Raw genomic sequence first — 21,986 nt, forward strand, 5'->3', positions numbered from 1 at the left:
CACGGGGAGGGGAGGGGTGGCTGTGCTGCGCAGAAGGGCCCGCCGCGACCAGGGGGGCGGTGCCGTCCGGGACGTACCGGACGATCCGCTGGACGCGGCCCAGGAGCGCCGGGTGCGGGCAGTGCTCGCCCTCGGCGGAGTGCCGCAGACGGACCTGCCGGACGGGGTGCAGCAGGTCCGTCTGCGGCTGCTGGAGCGGGCCGCCAGTGGCCGCGAGGCGCCGCGGGACGTGTCGGCGTGGGCGGCGGTCGTCGCATCCAACCTCGCCATGGACTGGCACCGGGCCAAGAAGCGCCAGGAGCGGCTCGGCGAGCGGCTCGCCTCCTTGCGCCAGCTCGAGCACCCCTCCGGCGAGGACACCAGCCTGCTCTCCCTCGCCGTCGCCCAGGGCCTGGACGAACTGCCCGACACCCAGCGCCAGGTCCTGGTCCTGCGGTTCTACGGCGACCTTCCGGTCCGCGACATCGCCGAGGAGCTCGGCATCCCGGAGGGCACGGTCAAGAGCAGGCTGCACACGGCGGTACGGGCTCTGCGCGCCCGCCTGCACGAGGACGAGGTGGTGTGACGTGACCGCCGAGAACGAAGGCCGTACCGGCCGCGACGGCTACGACGACGCCCGCGCCGGCGTCGACGCGCTGATGGCCGCGATCACCGGAGAGCCGCTCACCGACGAGGCCCGCGCGGACGCCGCCTTCATGGCGGAGCACCGGTCCGCGGCGGCCGATGTGGCGCTGCTGCGCGAGCAGTTGGGGATCATCGGACACGCGCTCACCGAGCCGATGCCCGCGTCACCGGCGCCCGAGCCGGACCCGGAACCCGCCCCCGTACGACAGCCCTCCCGCACCCGGCGCCGCGTGTTCACCGTCGCCCTCGGCAGCCTCGCCGTGGCCGCCGCCGCGTCCGTGCTGGTCGGCATGGGCTGGCTGCTGACCCAGGCCGGGAGCGGCGACACCGCGAGCTCGGGAGCGGACTCCGGCAGCGCCGCGAAGGACGAGGCCTCCGCTGACGCCGACTCCGCCTTCGGCAGCCCCCGCTACCTCGCCTGCTCCCGTCTGGTGGCCGAGGGGAGGGCCACCTTCGTCGAACAGCTCGCCGGTACCGGGTCGGTCCGCGTCACCCTGCACATGACCCGCTACTACAAGCCGGACAAGGGCGAGCAGGAGCTGGCCTTCGTCGTCGACGAGAACCTCGTCCCCGGCCTGCGCGAGGGCGACCAGGTGCTCATCGGCATCCCGCAGGGGGCCCGCCGGCCCGACTTCTGGGCCGTCGGCGAGAAGAACATCGCCCCCGAGCGGGCCTGGATCACCGGCTCGCTGGCCGAGTCGCGGGGGCTCACCTGCTGACGACGAAGGGCGGGCGCCCGCAACCGGACGCCCGCCCTCCCGCCACTACGGCGGAGCCGTACTACGCCACTACGGCGTGACCTTCTCGATCTTCACGTTGCCCAGGCCCGCGACCGTGCCCCGGGCGTTGAGCAGCTGGACCTGGCCGAAGAACTCACGGCCCTCCGGCGCGGGCGCCAGCGCGGTGACGCTGCCGGCGACCGTGGCCGTGTCACCCGTGCCGAGCTTCACCGGCGAGGCGTCCACCGTGACGGTGCCGAGCGCGGCGGAGAAGAACACGTCCAGGTAGTCGTACGCCGTCGAGCCCGCCGGCACCGAGTAGCCGATGACCTCGATGCTGTACTTCCCGGCGGCCGGCTTCGCGATCGACACCGACTCCTCCGAGTCGCCGTCGGCGGAGCTGCCGACCTCGGTGCCGGCCGCGTCGTAGACGGCCAGGTCGAGGTCCGCGGCCGCGTCGGAGACGTTGCCGATGGAGACGTCGAGCGACGTGGCGCCCGCGGGCACCTCGACCGTGGTGGTCTGCGTGGCGCCCTCGGCGATGGTCGGACGGGCCGCCTTCGACGAGCCGAGCGGGCCGCCGGCCAGCTTGCCGTCGATCGCGGCGTACTTGTTGGTCACCTTCCAGGAGGCCGCGGCCGGGGTGCCGACCTTGGCCTCGGGGACGGTCACGGTCTCCGGGTCGAAGGCCGCGCCGAGGACGGTGACGTCCAGCTTGAACGGGTTGTCGAGCAGCGGCGACGTACGGCGCGACTCGACCTCGATCTCCCAGACACCGGCCTGCGGGTCGGCGTAGGAACGCACGTCCGGCTTGCAGCCGTTGCCGTCGAGGTAGTTGTTGTAGCAGTACGGGGTGCCGGTGTTGTCGGACGGAACGCCGTACGGGTGGATGGCGATGAACCGGGTCTGGCTCTTGTCCTTGAGCCCGCCGATCGCGACCTCCAGCGACTTCGCGCCCTCGGGGACGGTCACGAAGTACGACTTGGTGCTGTTGCGCTGCGTCGTACCGGCCGCCGAGTAGGTGTACTCGACCGGCGCCGAGACCACGACCGTGTTGAGGACCTGCTTGTCGATGCCCTCGGTGCGCGGGTCGTCGACCTCCAGGATCGCGCTCTTGATGCCCGCCGAGGAGGACTTCGCGGCGACCTTGACGGTGACCGGCTTGTTCAGGCCGAGGCTGACCTCGTCGGAGCCGACGATCCTGAAGGTGCCCCCGGCGTTGTTCTCGAAGTGCAGCTCGTGCCGGACCGCCTTGTCCGCGCCGGACGTACGGGTGATCGTGACGTCGTACGTCTTCTTCTGCCCGGCCTTGAGGCCGCCCTCGCGGTCGTAGACGCCCGTGCCGAAGCCCGGCGTCTTCAGGAACTGGTCGATCGCGGTGTCGACCGGCGCCTTCACCGTGTACTCGTGGGCGGTCGCGCCGTCACGGATGGAGTTCCAGGCGTCCGGGACGTTGATGAGACCGGCACCCTCCTCGTACGCCTGCACGCCCTTGATGTGGTCGGCGGTCGAGTTCAGCGCGGTGCGAAGCTTCGCGGGCGTCAGATCGATGCCCTTCTGCTTGGCGGCGCTCAGCAGCAGTGCGGACGCGCCCGCGGCCTGCGGGGACGCCATCGAGGTGCCCTGGAGCATGCCGTAGCCGGCCGGGAGGGTGTAGCCCGCCTCGGCGACCGGGGCGCCCGGCAGCCACGTCTGGATGGTGTTGATCGCGGCACCCGGCGCCGACAGCGTCGGGGTGAAGCCGCCGTCCTCACGCGGGCCGCGCGAGGAGAACGGCATCATCGCGTACTTCTTCTCCACGACGGAGCCGTAGTTGGCGGCCCAGGTCTCCCTGGAGACGGTCGCGCCGACCGAGATGACCTTGGCGGCAAGCGCCGGGTCACCGATGGTGTTCGCGCCGGGGCCGGAGTTGCCGGCCGAGATCACGAGCTGGACGCCGTAGGTGTCGATCAGGCGCGTGTACAGCTCGGCGCGGGCGTTGTTGCCGTCGTTCAGCGCCGGCAGACCGCCGATGGACATGTTGACGATGTCGACGCCACGGTTGACGACGAGGTCGATCATGCCCTCGGTGAGCGCGACGTTGGTGCAGCCGCCGCTCCAGGTGCAGGCACGGGAGGCGACGAGCTTGGCGCCGGGGGCCTGGCCGTTCATCTTCCCGCCGAACAGGCCGTTCGCGGCGGTGATGCCGGCGACGTGGGTGCCGTGCTCGGACTCGATGACGCCGATGTTGACGAAGTCGCGCTTCTGGCCGACCCAGTCGCCGCCCAGCGGGTCCATCGGCACGTCCTTGCGGATCTGCACGACGAACGGCTGCCGCTCGGCTACGTCGGTGGCCGGGTTGTCGGTGCCGAAGTACCCGATCTGGAAGCCGTCCTTGTACGGTTTCATCGGGGTGTCGTCACCGAAGTCGTTGTTGTTGTTGAGGTCGACCCGGACCGTGCCGTTCGCGGCGTCGTAGAGCACGCCCCACGAGTCGGTCTTGTCGCCGTCACGGTTGGCGTCGCCCGCCGCGTCGCCGCCGGTGGTGTACGACTCCAGGAACGTGCTGACCTGGTAGGAACCGGCAGGCGCGGTCCAGGTCTTGCCGCCGTAGCTGAACGTGGGCCCGGAGACGGAGGTCACCATCGGGCGCCAGGTGCGGTCGTTGTCGACGAGCGGGTCGGTGGCGGTGACCCAGTCGACGATCTTGCGCTCACCGGTGGTGGTCTTCTGCAGCGCCGGGTGGGCGAGGTCCACACCGCTGTCGAGGATGCCGATGGTGATGCCGCGGCCGTCCGCCTTCGGGTTCTTCTTCACGAAGTCGACGGAGCCCGTCTCGAAGGACGGGTTGTACGGGTTCTCGGCCGGCGTGCTCTTGGACGGGCCGGAGTACGAGGTCCGGGCGGCCGTCGACTTCTTCGTGTCGACGGCGGGGTCGTCCAGGGGTATCTCCTCGCGCAGGTCGATGCCGTGCACCGAGGAGAGCTTCGTCGCCGCGGCGATGGCCGAGTCGGCCTTGCCGGTGGGGACGGTCGCGCGGACATAGCCGAGCTTGTCGTAGGTACGGCCCACAGAGCCGACCGCGTCCAGCTGCTCGGCGACCTTCTCGGTCTGTCCGGGCGCGGTCGCGATCATCATCGTGACGTTCTTGTCGCCGTCGGACTTCGCCTCGGCGAGGAGGTCGGCGTCGTCCGAACCGAGCTTGTCGTGCGCGGACTTGACGCTCGGGTCCGCGGCGGGCGCGGGGTCCGCGGCCATGGCCATGGGTATCGGCCCGGCTGCGGACAGCGCGGCGACGAGACCAGCGGCCACGGCTATGCGGGCCGCGCGTCTCGCGCCCGGCTTGGGTTCGCGCTGGGGGGTGAGGGTCATCGGCATCCCTTGTAGGTAAAGGAGCATGGGCCGTCCGGTATGTGAACCCGGACGACCGCACAGCCTTACGCAAGGGAAGGATGTTTGGGAAGAGTTGACCCAATCGAAATGGAGGAATGGGGGAAACCCCCTGTTCATTTGGGATGCAACGGTCTTAAGAGGCAAGTCGCCCGCAAGCCGGAAAATCGCCTGCCGATCCGGGCCTCGCGCCTCTAATGTCCCTACGTGCAAAAGAAGTTGAGGGTGGCGGCCTACGCCATTTGCGTGCGTGACGGACAACTCCTCCTCGCCCGGTCCCCGGCCCCCGGCGGCGGCTTCGAATGGATGCTGCCCGGCGGCGGTATGGAGCACGGCGAGGATCCCTACGACACGGTCGTGCGGGAGGTGGAGGAGGAGACCGGCTACCTCGTCGAACCGACCGGCCTGCTCGGCCTCGACTCCGCCCACCGCGTCTTCCCGGCCCGCTTCGGCCGCGACGTCGACCACCACGGCGTCCGCCTCGTCTACGAGGCCCGCGTCACCGGCGGCGACCTTCGCTACGAGGCCAACGGCTCCACCAACATGGCGGCCTGGCATCCCCTGGACGACGTCCCGGACCTGACCCGTGTCTCCATGGTCGACAACGGGCTGGCGCTGTGGCGCGAGCGGCCGGCGGCGGGGCGCATCCTGGGCGCCGGCACATAGCTTCAGTACCCCGCAAGATGAACACGGAGTGACCGAGTCCCGGCCGTTCGAGGAGCGGCCGTGAACGCGGAGGGTGCCCCAAGATCCACGTACGGTGATCGGCGCTGCGCGTTGCCGCCCTGTTCATGCACAGGTCATTCCCGGTGCCAACGATCCACAGTGAGCGGGATGTTCGCTTCGGCGAGCGCCCCGCGACCACTGCCGACGCGTTCGCACTCGGGGAGACCGCGCCATGTCGCGCATACGCTCTGTCGCCAGCTCCGCTGGGGTCCACCGCCGTACTCTGCTCGCCGCCACCGGTGCGGTGACCCTCTCCGCGGGGGTCGGATACACCCTGCGGCCCACCGACAGCGAGGCCGCCACCACGGCGGGCCCCGCGAGCGCGCAGGGCGCCGGTGCGGGCAACGCCGCGGCCGAGGCCCCGGTCGGTGCCTCCCGCAAGCTGCCGGTCGCGCTCGCGCCGTACACGCGGGGCACCACTCTGGCCAATGTCGCCACCCCGCGCGGTACCTCCGGCTACCGCCGGCTCGGTGACGGCCCCGGCTGGCGCCGCGTCGTCCGTGACGACCTGGCCGCCCCCAAGGCGGACCGCGCGAAGCGGCGTACGGCGCTCGCCGCCTTCGTGCAGCTCACCGACCTGCACCTGATCGACGCCCAGCACCCGCTGCGGCTGGAGTACCTGCGCTCGACGGACGTGCACGCCTGGCGGCCGCAGGAGACGCTGACCGTGCCCGGCGCGGTGGCGCTGGTCGAGCGGCTCAACGCGCTGCGGGGCGCCCCCGTCACCGGCGCCCCGTTCCACTTCGCGATGACCACCGGCGACAACACGGACAACAACTGCAGGTCCGAGCTGGAGTGGTTCCTCACGGTGATGAGCGGCGGCCGCGTCACCCCGAACACCGGTGACCCGCGGCAGTACGAGGGCGTCCAGAACAGCGGCCTGAAGCTGTACTGGCAGGCCGACGACAGCGTCCGCGACGCCGACAAGCAGGTCGGCTTCCCGCACCTCGAGGGCTTCCTCGCCGCCGCGATCCGCGAGACGCGCAGCCCCGGTCTGAACATCCCCTGGTACTCGACGGTCGGCAACCACGACGCGATGCCGCTCGGCACCTACGCCTCGCACAGCGACTCCTACCTGACCGACCTGGCCGTCGGCGGCAAGAAGCTGATGAACGTCTCCGCCGCGGACGCCAAGAAGCTCCAGGACTCCCTCAAGCAGGACAAGGACCCGCGGGGCACCGTCTTCAAGGACTTCCTCAAGGCCCACGCCCGCTCGATGCGCTCGGTCACGCCGGACGAGAAGCGGGCGCCGTTCACGCCGAAGGACTATGTGCGGGCCCACCTGGACCCGGCCTTCCGCGGCCTCGGCCCCGTCGGCCACGGTTACTCCACGGCCAACCTGGACGCGGGCACCCAGTACTACAGCTTCCGCATCGCCGACGACGTCATCGGCATCAGCCTCGACACCACCGACCCGGGCGGCCACTACGAAGGGTCCATCGGGGCGGCCCAGTTCAACTGGCTGGACCGGACGCTGCGGGAGAACAAGGACTCGTACGCGATCATCTTCAGCCATCACACCAGCAAGACGATGGGCAACCTCCGCCGCGACCCGGCCCGCCCGAGTGAGCGGCGCGTGGGCGGCGCCGAGCTGGTCCAGCTGCTGGGCGGTCACCGCAACGTTCTGGCCTGGGTGAACGGCCACATCCACAAGAACGTCATCACCCCGCACTCGGCCTCCGGTGGCCGTTCCTTCTGGGAGATCTCCACCGCCTCCCACGTCGACTTCCCCCAACTCGCCCGGATCATCGAGGTGGTGGACAACAAGGACGGCACGATCTCGCTGTTCACCACCCTGATCGAGTCCTCGGCCCCGCACGCCACCGACTTCACGGACCTCTCCCAGACGGGCCTGGCCGCCCTCTACCGCGAGCTGTCCCTCAACGCCCCCGGCGCGCGCTCGACGCTGGCGGGTGAGCGGGGGGACCGCAACACGGAACTGGTCCTGAAGAAGGCCTGATCCGGCCCTGAAGAAGGCCTGAGCCGCACATCGGCCGAAACGCGCTCAACTGCCGCCCCCTCGTCAACCCTCGCAGCACCCGCCCGGTCTCTCCCCCCGACCACGCTCGACGTGAGCGGTACAGATGGGGGAGAGACATGAGCGTACGTACGACCCGCATGGCCTTCGTGGCGGCGACGGCGGTGACGCTGTCCGTGGCCCTCGCGGTCCCCGCGGTGGCGGCCGCGCCCGCCGGAGAGGGGCACGGCGCGACCCGCAAGGCCATGCAGGCCGCCGTCGGCGCCGGTGTGCCCGGGGTGACGGCGACCGTGAAGGACGCCCGCGGCACCTGGTCGGCCACGGCGGGCGTCGGCAACCTCAAGACGGGCAAGCCGCGTTCGGCGGACGACCGCTACCGGGTGGGCAGCATCACCAAGACCTTCGTCGCCACGGTGCTGCTCCAACTGGAGGCGGAGGGCACGCTGTCGCTGGACGACACCGTCGAGGAGTGGCTGCCGGGCGTGGTGCGGGGCAACGGCCATGACGGCGGCCGGATCACCCTGCGCCAGCTCCTCAACCACACCAGCGGCATCTACAACTACACGGCGGACGACGACTTCGGCCGTACGTACTTCCTCAAGGACGGCTTCTTCGAGCACCGCTACGACACCAAGAAGCCCACGGAACTGGTCGCGCTCGCCATGACCCACAAGCCGGACTTCGAGCCGGGGACGTCCTGGAACTACTCCAACACCAACTTCGTGCTCGCCGGCATGGTGATCGAGAAGGCCACGGGCCGCCCGTACGGCGCGGAGGTCCGCGACCGCATCATCAAGCCCCTGCACCTGACCGCCACGTCCGTCCCCGGCACCCGCGTGAGCGTCCCGGGACCCAGCAGCCGCGCCTACTCCAAGCTGGCGGAGACGGCGACGGGCCCGACGTACGACGTCACGAAGCTCAACCCGTCGCTCGCCCACGCGGCCGGCGAGATGATCTCCAACTCGGCCGACCTCAACCGCTTCTACTCGGCCCTCCTGCGCGGCAAGCTCCTGCCGCGCGAGCAACTGGCCGAGATGACCACGACGATCCCCGTCGACGAGGCCAACAGCTACGGCCTCGGCCTGATGAAGTCCAAGCTGACCTGCGGCGTCACGGTCTGGGGCCATGGCGGCGGCATCCATGGCTCGATATCCGAGGGGTCACGACCCGCGACGGCCGCCACGCCTTGGCCTTCAACTTCAACGGCGACTGGTCGGGGGACACGGCGGCGGTGGTCGAGGCCGAGTTCTGCGGGGTGGGCAAGGGGAAGGGAGAGGGTCCGACGGCCGGGCGTACCGGGACACGCGGCCCGGACCTCAGCTGACGACATGAGGAGGGGCCGCCGGGCTCCCCGGCCCCGCGGCCCCTCCTCTCCCTCCTGGTGCTGCCTTCCCGGTCCGTCATTACCGGGGCAGCACCACGACATACGCGGCCGGATCACGGTCCACCGCGGCCATCAGAGCCGTACGGATCACCGCCGCCTGCTGCTCCATCGACTCCCGCAGCTTCTTCGGGGTGATGTGCACGACCGTGATGCCGAGCCGCTCCAAATGCTCGCGCTTGCGGGCGTACTCGGACCAGAGGGCGTCGTCGTCCTGGCGGTCGCCCTGGCGCGGGGCCCGGGTGTCGAGTTCGACCGCCACCGAGTGTTCCGGCCAGTAGGCGTCGAGGCCGCCGAGGTGGGGGCCGCCCGGCAGGCGCAGGTCGACGTTCCAGACGGGGTCGGGCAGGGCGTGGTCGCGGACCATCTCGTACAGGCGGTCCTCCGCGATCGCGCGGCCCTCGGCGAGCAGGGAGTCCACCGCGTCCACCACGTGCGGGCGGGACAGCAGCTTCGCCTGGTTCAACTCCCGTACCACGGAGGCCGGTTCGCAGTGGCCGCCCCGGACGGCTTCGGTCAGCAGCCGGCGTACGGCGCCCGCGTCCGTCAGTTCGGCCACCGCGTCGGCCAGGGCGCGCGGCACCGGGGCGACCGGGAGGCCCGTCACCTGCTGGGGCGTGGGGAGCGCGGGGGTGCGCAGGATGCGGGCGCAGCCCGTGGAGCGCAGCCGGCGCATCCGTGGGACCAGGACGTCGATCCTGTCGAGCGCGGTGAGCGGCGGTGTGGCGGAGAAGCCGTGCAGGGTCAGCGCCGCCAGGCCCGTGATCACCGCATCGGGGTAGCCGGGGGCGGCGTGCTCCTCGCCCGCGTTCGGCTGGGACGGCACGCCAGGGTTCCGCTCCCGTGCCGCGTACATCAGCACCGCGTGCAGGCGCTCCTCGCTGGTCGGCGGGCCGGGGTGGAGCAGGAAGACGCCGGGGAGGATCTGCCGCCAGGGGCCGCCCGGGCGGCACTGCTCGTTCATGTCGGCGTTCGCGACGCCGTGCGACTTCAGCTGTGCGGCCGTCATGACACGGCGGTGCACGTCGGAGAGGTGACGAACGGGGCGGGGGGAGAGCGGGGGGAGCGGGGTGTTGTGGTTCATGACCCGGAGGTTCCCGCGTTGGATCGGCCCTTTAACCGCTGTTACACGCCCGTCGACAAATACGGACAACATGGCACTAAAGGACGCGTGTTCGGATGCCGAGTAGGCACGGAAAACCCCTGGTCCGTTCGGGTGGGACCAGGGGTTACGGCTGCTATTGCCTGAATTCCGTAACGGTCACGGACGGCCGTGATCGTTGGCCAAAGGTCATCCCGCGGTTGACGCGTCGGCGGCCGCCGCGTCACACGCCTGCCCCCGCAGCCCCCGCGCCAGATCGTCCCGCGCCTCCAGCACCAGCCGCCGCAGCGCCGGCGCCGCGCCCGCGTGGGCCGCGAGCCACGCGTCGGTCGCGTCGAGCGTGGCCTGCGACTGCTGGAGCGCCGGGAACAGCCCCTGGACCACGACCATGCCGATCTGGATCGACCGCTCGGCCCACACCCGCTCGATGGCGGCGAAGTACCTCTCGGCGTACGGCGCGAGCAGTTCCCGCTGGGACGGCTGGGCGAAGCCGGAGATGGTCGCCTCGACCAGGGCGTTGGACAGCGCGTCGGACTCGACGACCTGCGCCCACGCCTGTGCCTTCACCGCCTCCGACGGCCGGGCGGCGAGGCAGCGGACCTGGTGGCGCCTGCCGGACGCCGTGTCGTCGCGGGCCAGTTCGGCAGCCAGCACCGACTCGTCGGCCGCCCCGTGCGCGGCCAGCGGCTCCAGGAACGCCCAGCGCAGCTCCTGGTCGACCTCCAGCCCCTCGATCTTCTCCGCGCCCTCCAGCAGACCCCGCAGCAGCCCCAGGTCCTCCGGCCCCGACGCCACCGACGCGAGGAACCGCGCCCACGCCAACTGCTGCTCGCTGCCCGGCGCGGCGGCCCGCAGCTCCCGCAACGCGCCCTCGGCCAGCAGCCGTTCGCCGGTCTGCCGCCACTCGGGCGCCACGTAGTTGACCAGCGACGAGTTCGCCCACGCATGCAGCATCTGCAGCACGCCGATGTCCGACTCGCGCCCCGCGAACCGCAGCACCAGATCCACGAACTCCCGCGCCGGCAGCAGCGCGTCCCGCGTCATGTTCCACAGCGCCGACCAGCACAGGGCACGGGCGAGCGGGTCGGTCAGCGCGCCCAGGTGCTCCCGCAGGGTGGCCAGGGACGTCTCGTCGAAGCGGGTCTTGCAGTACGTCAGGTCGTCGTCGTTGACCAGCACCAGCTCCGGCGCCACGGCACCCGCAAGCTCCGGCACGACCGTGCGCGGACCGTCGACGTCCACCTCGGCCTGCGCGTACCGCTCCAGAGCCCCGCCCGAGCCCCGCCGGTACAGGCCCACCGCCACCCGGTGCGGGCGCAGTTCGGGGTGCGACTCGGCCGCATCCTGCACCACCGCCAGCTCGTCAATCCGGCCCTCGGCGTCCAACAGCACCTGGGAGGTCAGCGAGTTCACGCCCGCCGTCTGCAGCCAGGAGCGGGCCCATACGCCCATGTCCCGGCCGCTGGTCTCCTCCAGCACCGACAGCAGATCACCGAGCCGCGTGTTGCCGTACGCGTGCCGCTTGAAGTAGCGCCGCGCACCCTCCAGGAACGCGTCCTGCCCGACGTACGCGACGAGTTGCTTCAGCACCGAAGCGCCCTTGGCGTACGTGATGCCGTCGAAGTTGAGCTTCGCGTCCTGGAGGTCACGGATGTCCGCTGTGATCGGGTGCGTGGAGGGCAGCTGGTCGGCGCGGTAGGCCCAGGCCTTGCGGCGGTTGGCGAAGGTGATCCAGGCGTCCTTGAAGCGGGTCGCGCCGACGTTCGCGAACGTGCCCATGAAGTCCGCGAAGGACTCCTTCAGCCACAGGTCGTCCCACCACTCCATGGTGACCAGGTCGCCGAACCACATGTGCGCCATCTCGTGCAGGATGACGTTCGCCCGGCCCTCGTACGACGACCGCGTGACCTTGCCGCGGAAGATGAACTCCTCCCGGAAGGTCACCATCCCCGGGTTCTCCATCGCGCCGAGGTTGTACTCGGGCACGAACGCCTGGTCGTACTTCCCGAAGGGGTACGGGTAGTCGAAATGGTCGTGGAAGAAGTCCAGGCCCTGCTTGGTGACCAGGAAGACGTCGTCGGCGTCGAAGTACGGGGCGAGCCCCTTGCGGCACATCGCGCCGAGCGGGATCCGAAGCGTGGTGCCGTCGGCGAACGTGCGCGAGTACGAGTCCGTGACGTAGTGGTACGGGCCCGCCACCACACACGTGATGTACGTCGAGATCGGCTTGGTCTCCGCGAACCGCCAGATGCCGTCGGTGAGTTCACCGGCCCCGTTGCTCCACACCGTCCACCCCTCGGGCGCCCGCACCTCGAAGCGGAACGGCGCCTTGAGGTCCGGCTGCTCGAAGTTCGCGAACACGCGGCGGGAGTCGGCCGGCTCGTACTGCGTGTAGAGGTAGACCTCGCCGTCCTCCGGGTCGACGAAGCGGTGCATGCCCTCACCGGTGCGGGAGTAGGCGCACTGCGCGTCGACGACGAGCTCGTTGTCCGCGGCGAGGTCCTCCAGGACGATCCGCGAGCCGTCGAAGACCTCGCTCGGGTCCAGGTCCCTGCCGTTGAGGGAGAGGGCCGTCACACTCGGCGCGATCAGGTCCGCGAAGCTGGTGGCGCCGGGCTCGGCGCACCGGAAGCGGATGGTGGTGACCGAGCGGAAGGTGCGCGGCGCCCCGCCGTCGGGGTCCCCCTCGTCGAGGGCCGAACGCACGTCGAGGAACACGTCGTACCCGTCGACGGCCAGCAGGGCGGCCCGCTCCCGGGCCTCGTCGCGGGACAGATTCTCACCGGGCACGAGCGGCACTCCCTCACGTGGTGTTCAGTATGCGGACAGCCCTGATCCTGCCACGCGCCTCCAGCCCACGGCACCGGGGAATGGCCGGGCGGGCAGCGGCGTTCCTCCAGACGTTCCGCGGAGACACGCTTGCCTCATGAGGAGAGACATGTCGGACAAGACCCCCGTCGACTTCTGGTTCGACCCCCTGTGCCCCTGGGCCTGGATGACCTCGCGCTGGGTGCTGGAGGTGGAGAAGGTCCGTGACATCGAGGTCCGCTGGCACCTGATGAGCCTCGCCGTCCTCAACGAGGACAAGCTGGACGACCTGCCCGAGGAGTACCGCGACTTCCTGGAGACCAAGGCGTGGGGCCCGGTCCGGGTCGTCATCGCCGCCCAGGAGGAGCACGGCACCGAGGTGCTCGGCGACCTCTACACCGCGCTCGGCACCCGCTTCCACAACCAGGGCGAGGGCTCCGGCAAGGAGACCGTCGCCGCCGCCCTGAAGGACGCCGGCCTGCCGGACTCCCTCATGGACCACTGGGACGCCACCGAGTACGAGCCGCAGCTGCGTGCCTCCCACAAGGAGGGCATCGACAAGGTCGGCCAGGAGGTCGGCACCCCCGTCATCGCCGTCCCCGGCGCCGACGGCGAGCAGATCGCCTTCTTCGGCCCGGTCGTCACCCCGGCCCCCCAGGGCGAGGACGCCGCGAAGCTGTGGGACGGCACCCTCGCCGTGGCCTCCGTGCCGGGCTTCTACGAGATCAAGCGGACGCGGACGAAGGGGCCGGACTTCAGCAACCTGTAGCCCTCACCCGGGGCTCACCCCGGTTCCGCGGCGGCGGCCTCGATCTTCAGTTCCTCCGGGAGCAGGCCGCCGTCGCTCTGCCGGTGCCAGGGCTGGTACCAACGGCAGCCCTCGGCCGTGCAGCGCCACAGGTCGGCGGTGAAGGCGTGCTTCTCCTTGATCGCCGCCCGCTCCCGGTCGTCGAGCTTCCTGAACACCTGCATGCTGCGACAGGTACGGCAGTTCTTGTCCCGGAAAAACATCAGCCCCTCCTAGCCATCACCGCCAGATCGGGGAAGTCGGTCACCACGGCGTCGACCCCCAGCCCGTAGTACAGCGCGTACTCGGCGAACGCGTCCCCGAAATCGTTCGCTCCGCTACCGCGCCGGAAGGCCGCCGGCAGGAACTGGTTCTCCGCGCGGAACGTGTACGGCCCGATCCGCAGCCCCGCCGCATGAGCGTCCGCGACGAGCGACGTACCGGCGACCGACGACTTGTCCGGCCCGATCCACTGCGCGTACTCGGCGATCCGCGCCAGCCCCGCCGGGCTCATCATGTCCTTGTACGTCGTCGGATCACCGGCCGAGACCAGGTCGTACGGCCCGCCCGTGGTCCCCAGCGCCTGCCACAGCGGCACCCTCAGCCGCTCGGCCGCGACCCGCTTCAGGCTCGTCGGCTCGAAGGACTGCACCACGCACTCGCGAGGGCCGAGCCGGTTGCGGCGGATCACGTACGCGAGCCTGGGCTCCAGGGGCAGGCCGAGTGAGCGGAAGTACGTCGGATGCTTGGTCTCCGGGAAGACGGCGATCGTACGGCCGTACGTCTTCGACAGCCTGCGCGCCAGGTCCACCACCTCCTGGAAGGTGAGGACCTCCTCCCGGCCGTCGAACACCGTGTTGCGGTTGCGGACCAGCGGCAGCCGCTCCACCGCCCGCAGCGTCTTCAGCTCCGCCAGCGTGAAGTCCTCCGTGAACCAGCCGGTCACCGCCCGCCCGTCCACCGTCTTCGTCGTACGGCGGTCCGCGAACTCCGGGTGCGACGCCACGTCCGTCGTCTGCGAGATCTCGTTCTCGTGCCGGACGACCAGGACGTGGTCCTTCGTCGGGACGAGGTCCGGTTCGATCCAGTCGGCACCGGTCTGCACGGCGTACGTGTACGAGGCCGCCGTGTGTTCGGGGCGCCAGCCGGCCGCGCCGCGATGGCCGATGACGAGCGGCCGGGGCGAAGGGCGGGGGTCGGCGGCCGCCGGTGCGGGTACGGTCGCGGCCACCGTGGTGCCGGCGGCCGCGAGCAGCAGGGATCTACGTCTCGGATGCATGCAACTCCCTTTCCTCATACGGCTCTTCAGGTGCGTCGTGCCCGCTCGCGCGCCTCGGTCAGGCGGGCCAGATGGTCCTCGTACGCCCTCGCGTAGTACGCCGCCCGCTCTCCGTCCGGCTCGACGACCGCCGTCGGCCGTGTCCACGCCTGCGCGTCCAGCGCCACCCCGTACCGCTCGGCCGCCGCCAGCACCGCGCCCCGCGCGCCCACCTCGCCCTCGACGACCCGCAGCGGGCGCCCGAGGACATCGGCGAGCAGCCGCATCCAGGCCGGGCTGCGCGTACCGCCACCGCACACGGCCAGGGTCCCCGTGAGGCCCGCCGCCTGAAGACAGTGCCGGGCCGCGTAGCCGATCCCCTCGCAGGTCGCCCGGACGAGGTCGGCGCGGGTCGACTCCAGGGAGACGCCGGTCAGTTCGGCGCGCAGACGTGGCTCGACGAAGGGCGCGCGCTCGCCCGAGGGCGCGAAGTACGGCAGCACCCGCACCCCGTGCGCCCCCGGCGGGGTCTCGGCCAGCAGCCCGTCGACCTCCTCGTGCCGGACGCCCGTCGTCGACAGCACCCAGTCCAGCGCGGCCGTACCGACCATCGCGGGCATCGCGCGCAGCCAGTGCCCCGGGCGGTCGGTGGTGATGAACAGGCCGGCCGGCTCACCGGTCAGGTCGAGGTCGGTGGTCGCGACCAGGGCGGCCAGACAGGTGCCGACGATGAGGAGACCGTCGCCGGGGGACGTCACGCCCGCGCCGAGCGCGCTGGCCGGGAGGTCGTACGGGCCGTTCGCGATCCGGGTCCCGTCCGGGAGGCCCTCGCCGCGGGTCTGTGCGGTCGCGACCGGGTCGCTGACGGGAGCGAGGAGGCCGCGGCGGTGGGTCAGGCCGAGGAGTTCGACCACTCGGTTGTCGTAGGCCCGGGTGCGGGGGTCGAGGAAGGGCATGGAGGCGTCCGACACGTCCGTCGTCGGGGCTGCTCCCGTCAGCCGCTGGAACACCATGTCCTTGCAGTACAGGGCGGTGGCCGCGGCATCCAGCGCCTTCGGCTCGTGGCTGTCCAGCCAGGCCAGCAGCGGCCCCGGAGACCCCGGGAACATCGCGCCCCCCGTCCGCCGGAACACCGTCTCGAACGTGCCGTCCGCCAGCCAGCGGTCGACCAGTTCGTGCGCCCGGCCGTCCATCCAGGAGGCGGCGGGGCGCACGGGGTGCCCGTCCGCGTCCACCAGCCACACGCCGTCGCCCTGGCCGGTCAGGCCGGCCAGCTCGATCTGCCCCGGTACCTGTCCGGTGACCTCGCGGAGGACGGCCACCACCGCCCCGTACACCTCCTCCATGTCCTGCTCGACGAAACCGCCGTGCAGCGCGAGGTCCACCGGGCGGGCGACGACGGCGAGTTCACGGCCCTCCGCGTCGAACGCGGCGGCCTTCACCGTGGACGTGCCTACATCGATACCGACGTACATCCGGCTCTCCTCCAGATCCTCAGGTCAGGCAGTGCGCGAGGGGCTCCCCGCGCACCCAGCGGCCCACCTCGTCGGCGGCGATCCGGGCCGCCTTCTCCGCGACCGCGCGGGACGCCCCGCCCAGGTGGGGAGTGAGTACGACGCGGTCGGTGAGGGCGTGCAGGCGTGAGGCCGGGGGCAACGGCTCCTGGGCGTACGTGTCCAGGGCCGCCGCCGACAGGTGGCCGTTCTCCAGAGCGGTGCACAGGGCGTCCTCGTCCAGCAGTGGGCCGCGGGCCGCGTTGACGACCACCGCACCCTGCGGCAGCAGGGCGAGTTCGCGGGCGCCGATCAGGCCTCGGGTCTCGGTGGTGAGACGGGCGTGGAGGGTGATCACCCGGGAGGCGCGCAGGAGTTCGTCCAGGGACGCGACCCGCAGGCCGTGGATCTCGCCGTGGACGTAGGGGTCGTGCACCATGACCCGTGCACCGAACGCGCCCAGCACGCGCGCCACCCTGCTGCCCACGGCCCCGTAGCCGACCAGGCCGACCGGCAGGTCCTCCAGTTCCAGGCCGCTGTGCTCGTACGTGTAGTAGGTGGCCCCCTCCCAACTGCCCTGCCGGGCAAGAAGGTCGTGGGCCTGTGGAATGCGGCGCAGGGCCGCCAGCATCAGACCGACCGTGAACTCGGCGGTGGCGGCGGCGTTGCGGCCGGGCGCGTAGCAGACCCGGACGTCGTGCCGCTTGGCCGCGTCCAGATTGACGTTCACCGGGCCGCCCCGGCAGACGACGACCAGGCGGAGGCCGGGGCAGGCGTCGAGGACGCGTTCCGTGACCGGGCCCATCTGGGTGACCAGCACCTGTGCACCGACGAGCGCCTCGATCAGCTCGTCCTCGGCGTCGCTCGCCTCCGTCACCTCCGCCACGGGACCGAAGGGGTCCAGCGGCCAGCCGAGGGTCAGTTCCTTCACGGTCGTCCGCTCTGCCTCGTGCTCCACCGCCTCTCTGATCAGCGACGGCAGGATGAAGTGGTCGCCCGCGGCCACCACACGCACGATGTTCCCGTTGGTCATCGGAGGGAGTCTCCTGTCTCGGCGTCGAAGACATGGGTGAGGTGAGGGTCGGCGGTGACGTGGACGCGGTCGTCGTGGGCGAGGCGGACCTCGGGGTCGGTGAGGACGACCAGGGGGGTGTCGAGGCCGTCGAGGGTGAGCGTCGCGATGCCCGACTCCAGGAGCGGTTCGTGGGCCACGACGCGGGCGGGCAGGCCGTCGTCCTCGCCGGTCAGGGTCAGGTCCTCCGGGCGGATGCCGACCGTCACCTCCCGGCCCTTTGGCACCGGCACCGGCAGCGCGATCCGTACCGTGTCGGAGAGGCGGGCGTGGGCGTCGGTGTCCGCGACGCCGCGGAGGAGGTTGATCGCGGGTTCGCCGACGAAGTCCGCGACGAAGACGTTGGCCGGGCTGTCGTAGATCTCGTACGGGGTGCCGAGCTGCTGGATGACGCCGTCCTTCATCACGGCGATCCGGTCGGCCAGCGACAGGGCCTCCTCCTGGTCGTGGGTGACCAGGATGGTCGTATGGCCCAGGTCGCGCTGGATGCGCTTGAGTTCGCGGCGGGTCGTGTCGCGCTGGGCGGCGTCGAGGTGGGAGAGGGGCTCGTCGAGGAGGAGGACGTCCGGTTCGCGGATCAGGGCCCGGGCCAGGGACACGCGTTGCTTCTGGCCGCTGGACAGGCCGGCCGGGTGGGCGTCGAGGATGGCGGTGAGGTCGACGCGTGCGGCGATCTCCTTGACCTTGCGGTCGACGTCGGCACGGTCGACCCGGTCGGCCCGTCTGCGTGCCCTCAGGCCGAACGCCAGGTTCTGCGCCACCGTCAGCGGTGGGTAGAGGGCGTAGTTCTCGAACGCGACGCCGATGTTGCGCTGCTGGGCCGGGCGCGCGGTCACGGAGGCCCCGCCGACCAGGATGTCCCCGCCGGTCACCGTCTCCAGCCCGGCGATCATGCGCAGGGTGGTGGACTTTCCGCAGCCCGACGGGCCCAGGAGGCCGAGCAGTTCCCCGGAACGCAGGGCGAGGTCGATGCCGCGTACGGCGTCCACCGCCGGGCGGCCCCGTGCGCGGTAGGTCTTGCGCAGATCACGTAGCTCCAGCTCGGTCATCGCTGCCCTTCGTCGCGCAAACCTCGTAACGGACCTTGTGCTCGTCCAGGTCCCGCAGCGCCTCCGCCGACGCCCCGTCGTCCACGAGGAGCAGATCGAAGCGGGAGAGGGGGACCACCCGGTGCAGGGCGACGCGGGCGAGCTTGGTGTGGTCGATCAGCAGGATGTTGCGGGCGGCCGCGTCGAGCATGGCCCGCTTCACCGACACGATGTGCTGCTCCTGGTGGTAGGCGTAACCCCCGCGCACGGCCGACGTCGACGCGAAGCAGACGTCCACGCGCAGCTGCTCGATCGCCTCGACGCAGGACACGCCGAGGAACGACGAGTGCAGCGGGTCGTAGTCGCCGCCCAGGGCCATGAGGTGGATGCCGCGCTGGTCGGAGAGGAGGTTGATGGCTTCCAGGAAGTTGGTCACGACCGTCAGCGGGGTCACCTCGCCGAGCCGCAGTCTGCGGGCTATCTCCAGGGTGGAGGTGGAGTCGTCCAGCATGATCGCCATGCCCGGCTCGATCAGCTTCAGGGCACGGTCGGCCACGGCGGCCTTCTGCGCGCGCATGGTCTTCAGCCGGTACTGGACGTTGGACTCGAAGACACCGGACGGCTGCGCGGTCACCCCGCCCCTCGACTTCCTTACGATTCCCTGCCGTTCGAGCTCGTCGAGGTCCCGGTGGATCGTCATCAGGCTGACGCCGAACCGCTCGGCCAGCTCGGCGGCCGTCGCCGAACCGTCGGCGAGGACCTGCTCGGCCATGGCGGACTGCCGGGCCGCGGGGCCCTGCTGACCGCTGCTGTGGTTGCTGCTCATGGTGTCTCGATCCGTCGTCCTGGTCGCTCCGGCCGGTCGGCCTCGAACAGCAGCAGGTTCTCAGGCCGGACCGACAGCCGGACCGGATCGTCGGGTCGAAGGCCGGCCGCGTCGCCGCGCGGGGCGACCAGCGACACGTGCTGCTCGCCGAGCCGGACGGTGACCTCGATGGACCGGCCGAGCACCTCCGTGACGTAGACCGTGCCGGTGAGTTCGTGTCCGAGACCCCCGCCGAGGGTGAGATCGCGGGGCCGGACGCCGATCAGCACCTCCGTGGCGGGAGCCGCCCCGGCCCGGATCGGCAGCTCGACCTTGCCGTCCGGCGAACGGAAACCGCCGTCGGGCGTCACGGTCCCCGGCACCAGATTGATGCGTGGCCTGCCGAAGGCCCGCGCGACCTCCGTGTCGTGGGGCCGGTACCAGATCTCCTCCCGCGTCCCCGTCTGCACGATCCGCCCGCCCCGGATGACCCCGATCCGGTCGCCGAGCGCCAGTGCCTCGACGGAGTCGTGGGTGACATAGAGGGTGGTCGTGCGCCGTACCGCCCCGATCGCCTTGAGCTCGGCCCGCATCTGCTGGCGCAGCTTGGCGTCGAGGTGGGACAGGGGCTCGTCGAGGAGGAAGGCCCGGGCCGGGCGGACCAGGACCCGGCCGAGGGCGACGCGCTGTCGCTGACCGTTGGAGAGTTGCCCGACGGGACGGTCCAACAGGGCTGAAATGCCGAGGAGTTCGGCCACCTCGCCGATCCGTTCCCGAGCCTGCGCAGCGGGGAGGCGGTGCCGGGGGGAACGGAGCGGCGAGGCGAGATTGTCGTGGGCGGACTTGTGCGGGTAGAGGGCGTAGCTCTCGAAGCACATCGCCACGCCACGGTCGTAGGGCTCGATGCCGCGCATGTCCTTGCCGTCGAGTTCGACCGTGCCGGCGTCGGGCGTCTCCAGCCCGGCGACGGTCTTCAGGGTCGTGGTCTTGCCGGCGCCGGACGGGCCGAGCAGACAGAAGAACTCGCCCTCGGGCACGTCCAGTTCCAGCCCGTCCAGCGCTGTGACCTTGCCGAACGTCTTCCGGATCTCCCTCAGGCGGATCACGACTTCACCGCCCCGAACGACAGCCCCCGCACCAGATACCGCTGGATGGTGAGGGCCAGCAGCAGTGGCGGTACGACGGAGACGAGCGCGGCGGCGGCCGTGAGGTTGTACTTGGGCCGGTCCCCGCCGAGGAAGGACAGCGCGCCCACGGTCACGGTCTGCGCCTCGTTGGAGGTCAGGATCAGCGGGAAGACGAAGTTGTTCCACGCGAAGATGAAGGCGAGCAGGGACACGGCCGCCACTCCCGGCTTCACCAGCGGGAGCGCCACCCTCACGAAGGCCTGCTTGCGTGTGTAGCCGTCCAGCAGCGCCGCCTGCTCCAGCTCGGGCGTGAGGTCGGCGAAGTACGACCGCATGATCCACACGATCAGCGGCAGCGTGACCAGCTGGAGCACCCACACCATGCCGACGTACGTGTCGAACAGCCCGAGCTTCTGGTAGAGCACGAACAGCGGGATGATCACGGTGAGTTCGGGTGCGAACCGGAACGACAGCAGCGTGAACATCAGGTTCTCCGAGCCCTTGAAACGCCAGCGTGCCGAGGCGTACGCGGCCGGCAGTCCGACCAGGAGCGACAGCACGACCGCTCCCACCGACACCACCAGGCTGTTGACGAAGAACCGCACGAACGGGATGCCCTCGCTGTCGCCGAGGACCGTGCGGTAGCCGTCGAGTGTGGGGGAGAACGAGAAGTACGTGGAGAAGAGCTGGTTCGTCGGCTTCAGCGACAGGATCACCATCCAGGCGATCGGGAACAGCGCGAAGACGAAGTAGAGGATGAGCGCGGCGTCGGCCGCCCAGCCCAACAGGCGCTTCTGCCGGGTCACTTGGTCCGTACGTTTCATTTCGCGGCCACCTCCGCCGCCTTCCGCTGGATCTTCCCCAGGTGCTTCACCAGCACCATCGCGGCGAGATACACCACGGCCCACAGCACGATCGTGTAGCTGATCCCGAAGGAGTACCGCTGGAAGCGGATCGCCTCCAGATATGCCCTGATCTGGAGCACGACGGTCGAGTCGCCCGGCCCGCCCTCCGTGAGGGCGTAGATGATGTCGAACACCTTCAGCGAGTCCATGAACCGGAAGATCACCGCCACCAGGACGTACGGCCACAGCATCGGCAGCGTCAGCCGCCGGAAGGTGTACCACCAGCCCGCCCCGTCGACGGCCGCCGCCTCGAAGGGAGAGGCCGGCAGTGAACGCAGGCCGGCCAGGGCGAGGATCGCGACGAACGGGGTGTAGACCCAGACGTCCACGGCGATCGACGACAGCAGGGCGCCGGTCGGCGTGTCCGTCCACTGGACTCCGCCGAGCCCGAAGGGTCTCAGCAGGTAGTTGATCACCCCCACCGACGGCTGGAGCATCAGCTTCCAGATGATCGCCGCGATCACCGGCGCGATCATCAACGGCAGGATGAGGATCTTCTCCAGCACCCTTCCGACCATCGACGACCGGTGCAGCAGCAGGGCGACGGCGACCCCGAGGACCGTCTCGACGGCGGCGGCCCCCACCGCGTACAGCACCGTCACCCACGCCGAGTTCCAGAAGGCCTCCTGCGTGAAGACGGTCTCGTAGTTCTCGAACCGCACCATGTCCGGCTGGGGCTTGCTCGCCGAGAAGTCGAACAGGGTGTAGTAGAGGCCGAGCCCGAAGGGGTAGAGGATTCCGCAGGTCAGCAGCAGGGCGGGGACGATCAGGACGTACGGGCGAAGGGCGAGCCGCCATCCCATC

17 protein-coding genes and 1 pseudogene are annotated in these 21,986 nt (G+C 70.8%); 6 read left to right on the forward strand and 12 right to left on the reverse strand.

Annotated elements, in window-relative coordinates:
- The first annotated feature begins 16 nt into the window (after positions 1–16).
- Together OHO27_RS27335 and OHO27_RS27340 are read left to right on the forward strand one after the other, a co-directional pair.
- Positions 17–565: an RNA polymerase sigma factor gene (locus OHO27_RS27335; protein ID WP_383246387.1), complete on the forward strand. Its 549-nt coding sequence runs from the start codon at positions 17–19 to the stop codon at positions 563–565.
- Between the two features lies 1 nt (position 566).
- Complete coding sequence (locus OHO27_RS27340) at positions 567–1,343, forward strand: hypothetical protein (protein WP_328427618.1); 777 nt, start codon at positions 567–569, stop codon at positions 1,341–1,343.
- A 69-nt stretch (positions 1,344–1,412) separates the two neighbouring features.
- On the opposite strand, the gene OHO27_RS27345 is transcribed toward OHO27_RS27340, so the two are convergent.
- Positions 1,413–4,694, reverse strand: coding sequence for a S8 family serine peptidase (locus OHO27_RS27345; protein ID WP_328427619.1), 3,282 nt, complete (start codon positions 4,692–4,694; stop codon positions 1,413–1,415).
- Positions 4,695–4,919: 225 nt separating this feature from the next.
- Here OHO27_RS27345 and OHO27_RS27350 point away from each other — a divergent pair, with 225 nt between their 5' ends.
- The 3 genes and pseudogenes from OHO27_RS27350 to OHO27_RS27360 all read left to right on the forward strand — a co-directional run bounded on the left by OHO27_RS27350 (position 4,920) and on the right by OHO27_RS27360 (position 8,740).
- Complete coding sequence (locus tag OHO27_RS27350; protein ID WP_328427620.1) at positions 4,920–5,378, forward strand: NUDIX hydrolase; 459 nt, start codon at positions 4,920–4,922, stop codon at positions 5,376–5,378.
- 232 nt (positions 5,379–5,610) lie between these two features.
- Positions 5,611–7,398, forward strand: a complete 1,788-nt coding sequence (locus tag OHO27_RS27355; RefSeq protein WP_328427621.1) for a TIGR03767 family metallophosphoesterase — start codon at positions 5,611–5,613, stop codon at positions 7,396–7,398.
- Between the two features lie 137 nt (positions 7,399–7,535).
- Positions 7,536–8,740 (forward strand): annotated as a pseudogene (locus OHO27_RS27360) (serine hydrolase domain-containing protein).
- Positions 8,741–8,819: 79 nt separating this feature from the next.
- Here OHO27_RS27360 and OHO27_RS27365 read toward each other — a convergent pair.
- Positions 8,820–9,881, reverse strand: coding sequence for a hypothetical protein (locus OHO27_RS27365; protein WP_328427622.1), 1,062 nt, complete (start codon positions 9,879–9,881; stop codon positions 8,820–8,822).
- Between the two features lie 207 nt (positions 9,882–10,088).
- Positions 10,089–12,689, reverse strand: coding sequence for an aminopeptidase N (pepN, locus tag OHO27_RS27370; RefSeq protein WP_328427623.1), 2,601 nt, complete (start codon positions 12,687–12,689; stop codon positions 10,089–10,091).
- Positions 12,690–12,837: 148 nt separating this feature from the next.
- Here pepN and OHO27_RS27375 point away from each other — a divergent pair, with 148 nt between their 5' ends.
- The gene (locus OHO27_RS27375; protein WP_328427624.1) at positions 12,838–13,476 is read left to right on the forward strand and encodes a mycothiol-dependent nitroreductase Rv2466c family protein; all 639 of its coding nucleotides are present in this window, start codon (positions 12,838–12,840) and stop codon (positions 13,474–13,476) included.
- A 14-nt stretch (positions 13,477–13,490) separates the two neighbouring features.
- Here OHO27_RS27375 and OHO27_RS27380 read toward each other — a convergent pair whose 3' ends face one another.
- The 9 genes from OHO27_RS27380 to OHO27_RS27420 are packed head-to-tail and all read right to left on the reverse strand — an operon-like array spanning position 13,491 to position 21,985.
- Entirely contained in the window at positions 13,491–13,679 is a 189-nt protein-coding gene (locus tag OHO27_RS27380) for a hypothetical protein (RefSeq protein ID WP_328427625.1), read from the reverse strand.
- 38 nt (positions 13,680–13,717) lie between these two features.
- Positions 13,718–14,773: a glycerophosphodiester phosphodiesterase family protein gene (locus tag OHO27_RS27385; protein WP_328427626.1), complete on the reverse strand. Its 1,056-nt coding sequence runs from the start codon at positions 14,771–14,773 to the stop codon at positions 13,718–13,720.
- 26 nt (positions 14,774–14,799) lie between these two features.
- On the reverse strand, positions 14,800–16,227 hold the full coding sequence (locus OHO27_RS27390; protein WP_328427627.1) for an FGGY-family carbohydrate kinase: 1,428 nt from the start codon (positions 16,225–16,227) through the stop codon (positions 14,800–14,802).
- Between the two features lie 19 nt (positions 16,228–16,246).
- Entirely contained in the window at positions 16,247–17,278 is a 1,032-nt protein-coding gene (locus OHO27_RS27395; protein WP_328427628.1) for a 2-hydroxyacid dehydrogenase, read from the reverse strand.
- On the reverse strand, positions 17,275–18,366 hold the full coding sequence (locus OHO27_RS27400) for an ABC transporter ATP-binding protein (protein ID WP_328427629.1): 1,092 nt from the start codon (positions 18,364–18,366) through the stop codon (positions 17,275–17,277). The genes OHO27_RS27395 and OHO27_RS27400 overlap by 4 nt, the downstream gene beginning before the upstream one ends.
- Positions 18,344–19,171 (reverse strand): DeoR/GlpR family DNA-binding transcription regulator, encoded by an 828-nt coding sequence (locus tag OHO27_RS27405; RefSeq protein ID WP_328427630.1) that lies wholly within the window; start codon positions 19,169–19,171, stop codon positions 18,344–18,346. The genes OHO27_RS27400 and OHO27_RS27405 overlap by 23 nt, the downstream gene beginning before the upstream one ends.
- Positions 19,168–20,256 carry an ABC transporter ATP-binding protein gene (locus OHO27_RS27410; RefSeq protein ID WP_328427631.1) on the reverse strand — a complete coding sequence of 363 codons (1,089 nt, stop codon included), beginning with the start codon at positions 20,254–20,256 and terminating at the stop codon, positions 19,168–19,170. The genes OHO27_RS27405 and OHO27_RS27410 overlap by 4 nt, the downstream gene beginning before the upstream one ends.
- A complete protein-coding gene (locus OHO27_RS27415; RefSeq protein ID WP_328427632.1) occupies positions 20,253–21,101 on the reverse strand; it encodes a carbohydrate ABC transporter permease in 849 nt (282 codons plus the stop codon). Before OHO27_RS27415 ends, OHO27_RS27410 begins: the two co-directional genes overlap by 4 nt.
- The gene (locus tag OHO27_RS27420; RefSeq protein ID WP_328427633.1) at positions 21,098–21,985 is read right to left on the reverse strand and encodes a carbohydrate ABC transporter permease; all 888 of its coding nucleotides are present in this window, start codon (positions 21,983–21,985) and stop codon (positions 21,098–21,100) included. Before OHO27_RS27420 ends, OHO27_RS27415 begins: the two co-directional genes overlap by 4 nt.
- Between the last annotated feature and the right edge of the window lies 1 nt (position 21,986).

The sequence above is a fragment of the Streptomyces sp. NBC_00443 genome (genome assembly GCF_036014175.1).
Taxonomy (GTDB): domain Bacteria; phylum Actinomycetota; class Actinomycetes; order Streptomycetales; family Streptomycetaceae; genus Streptomyces.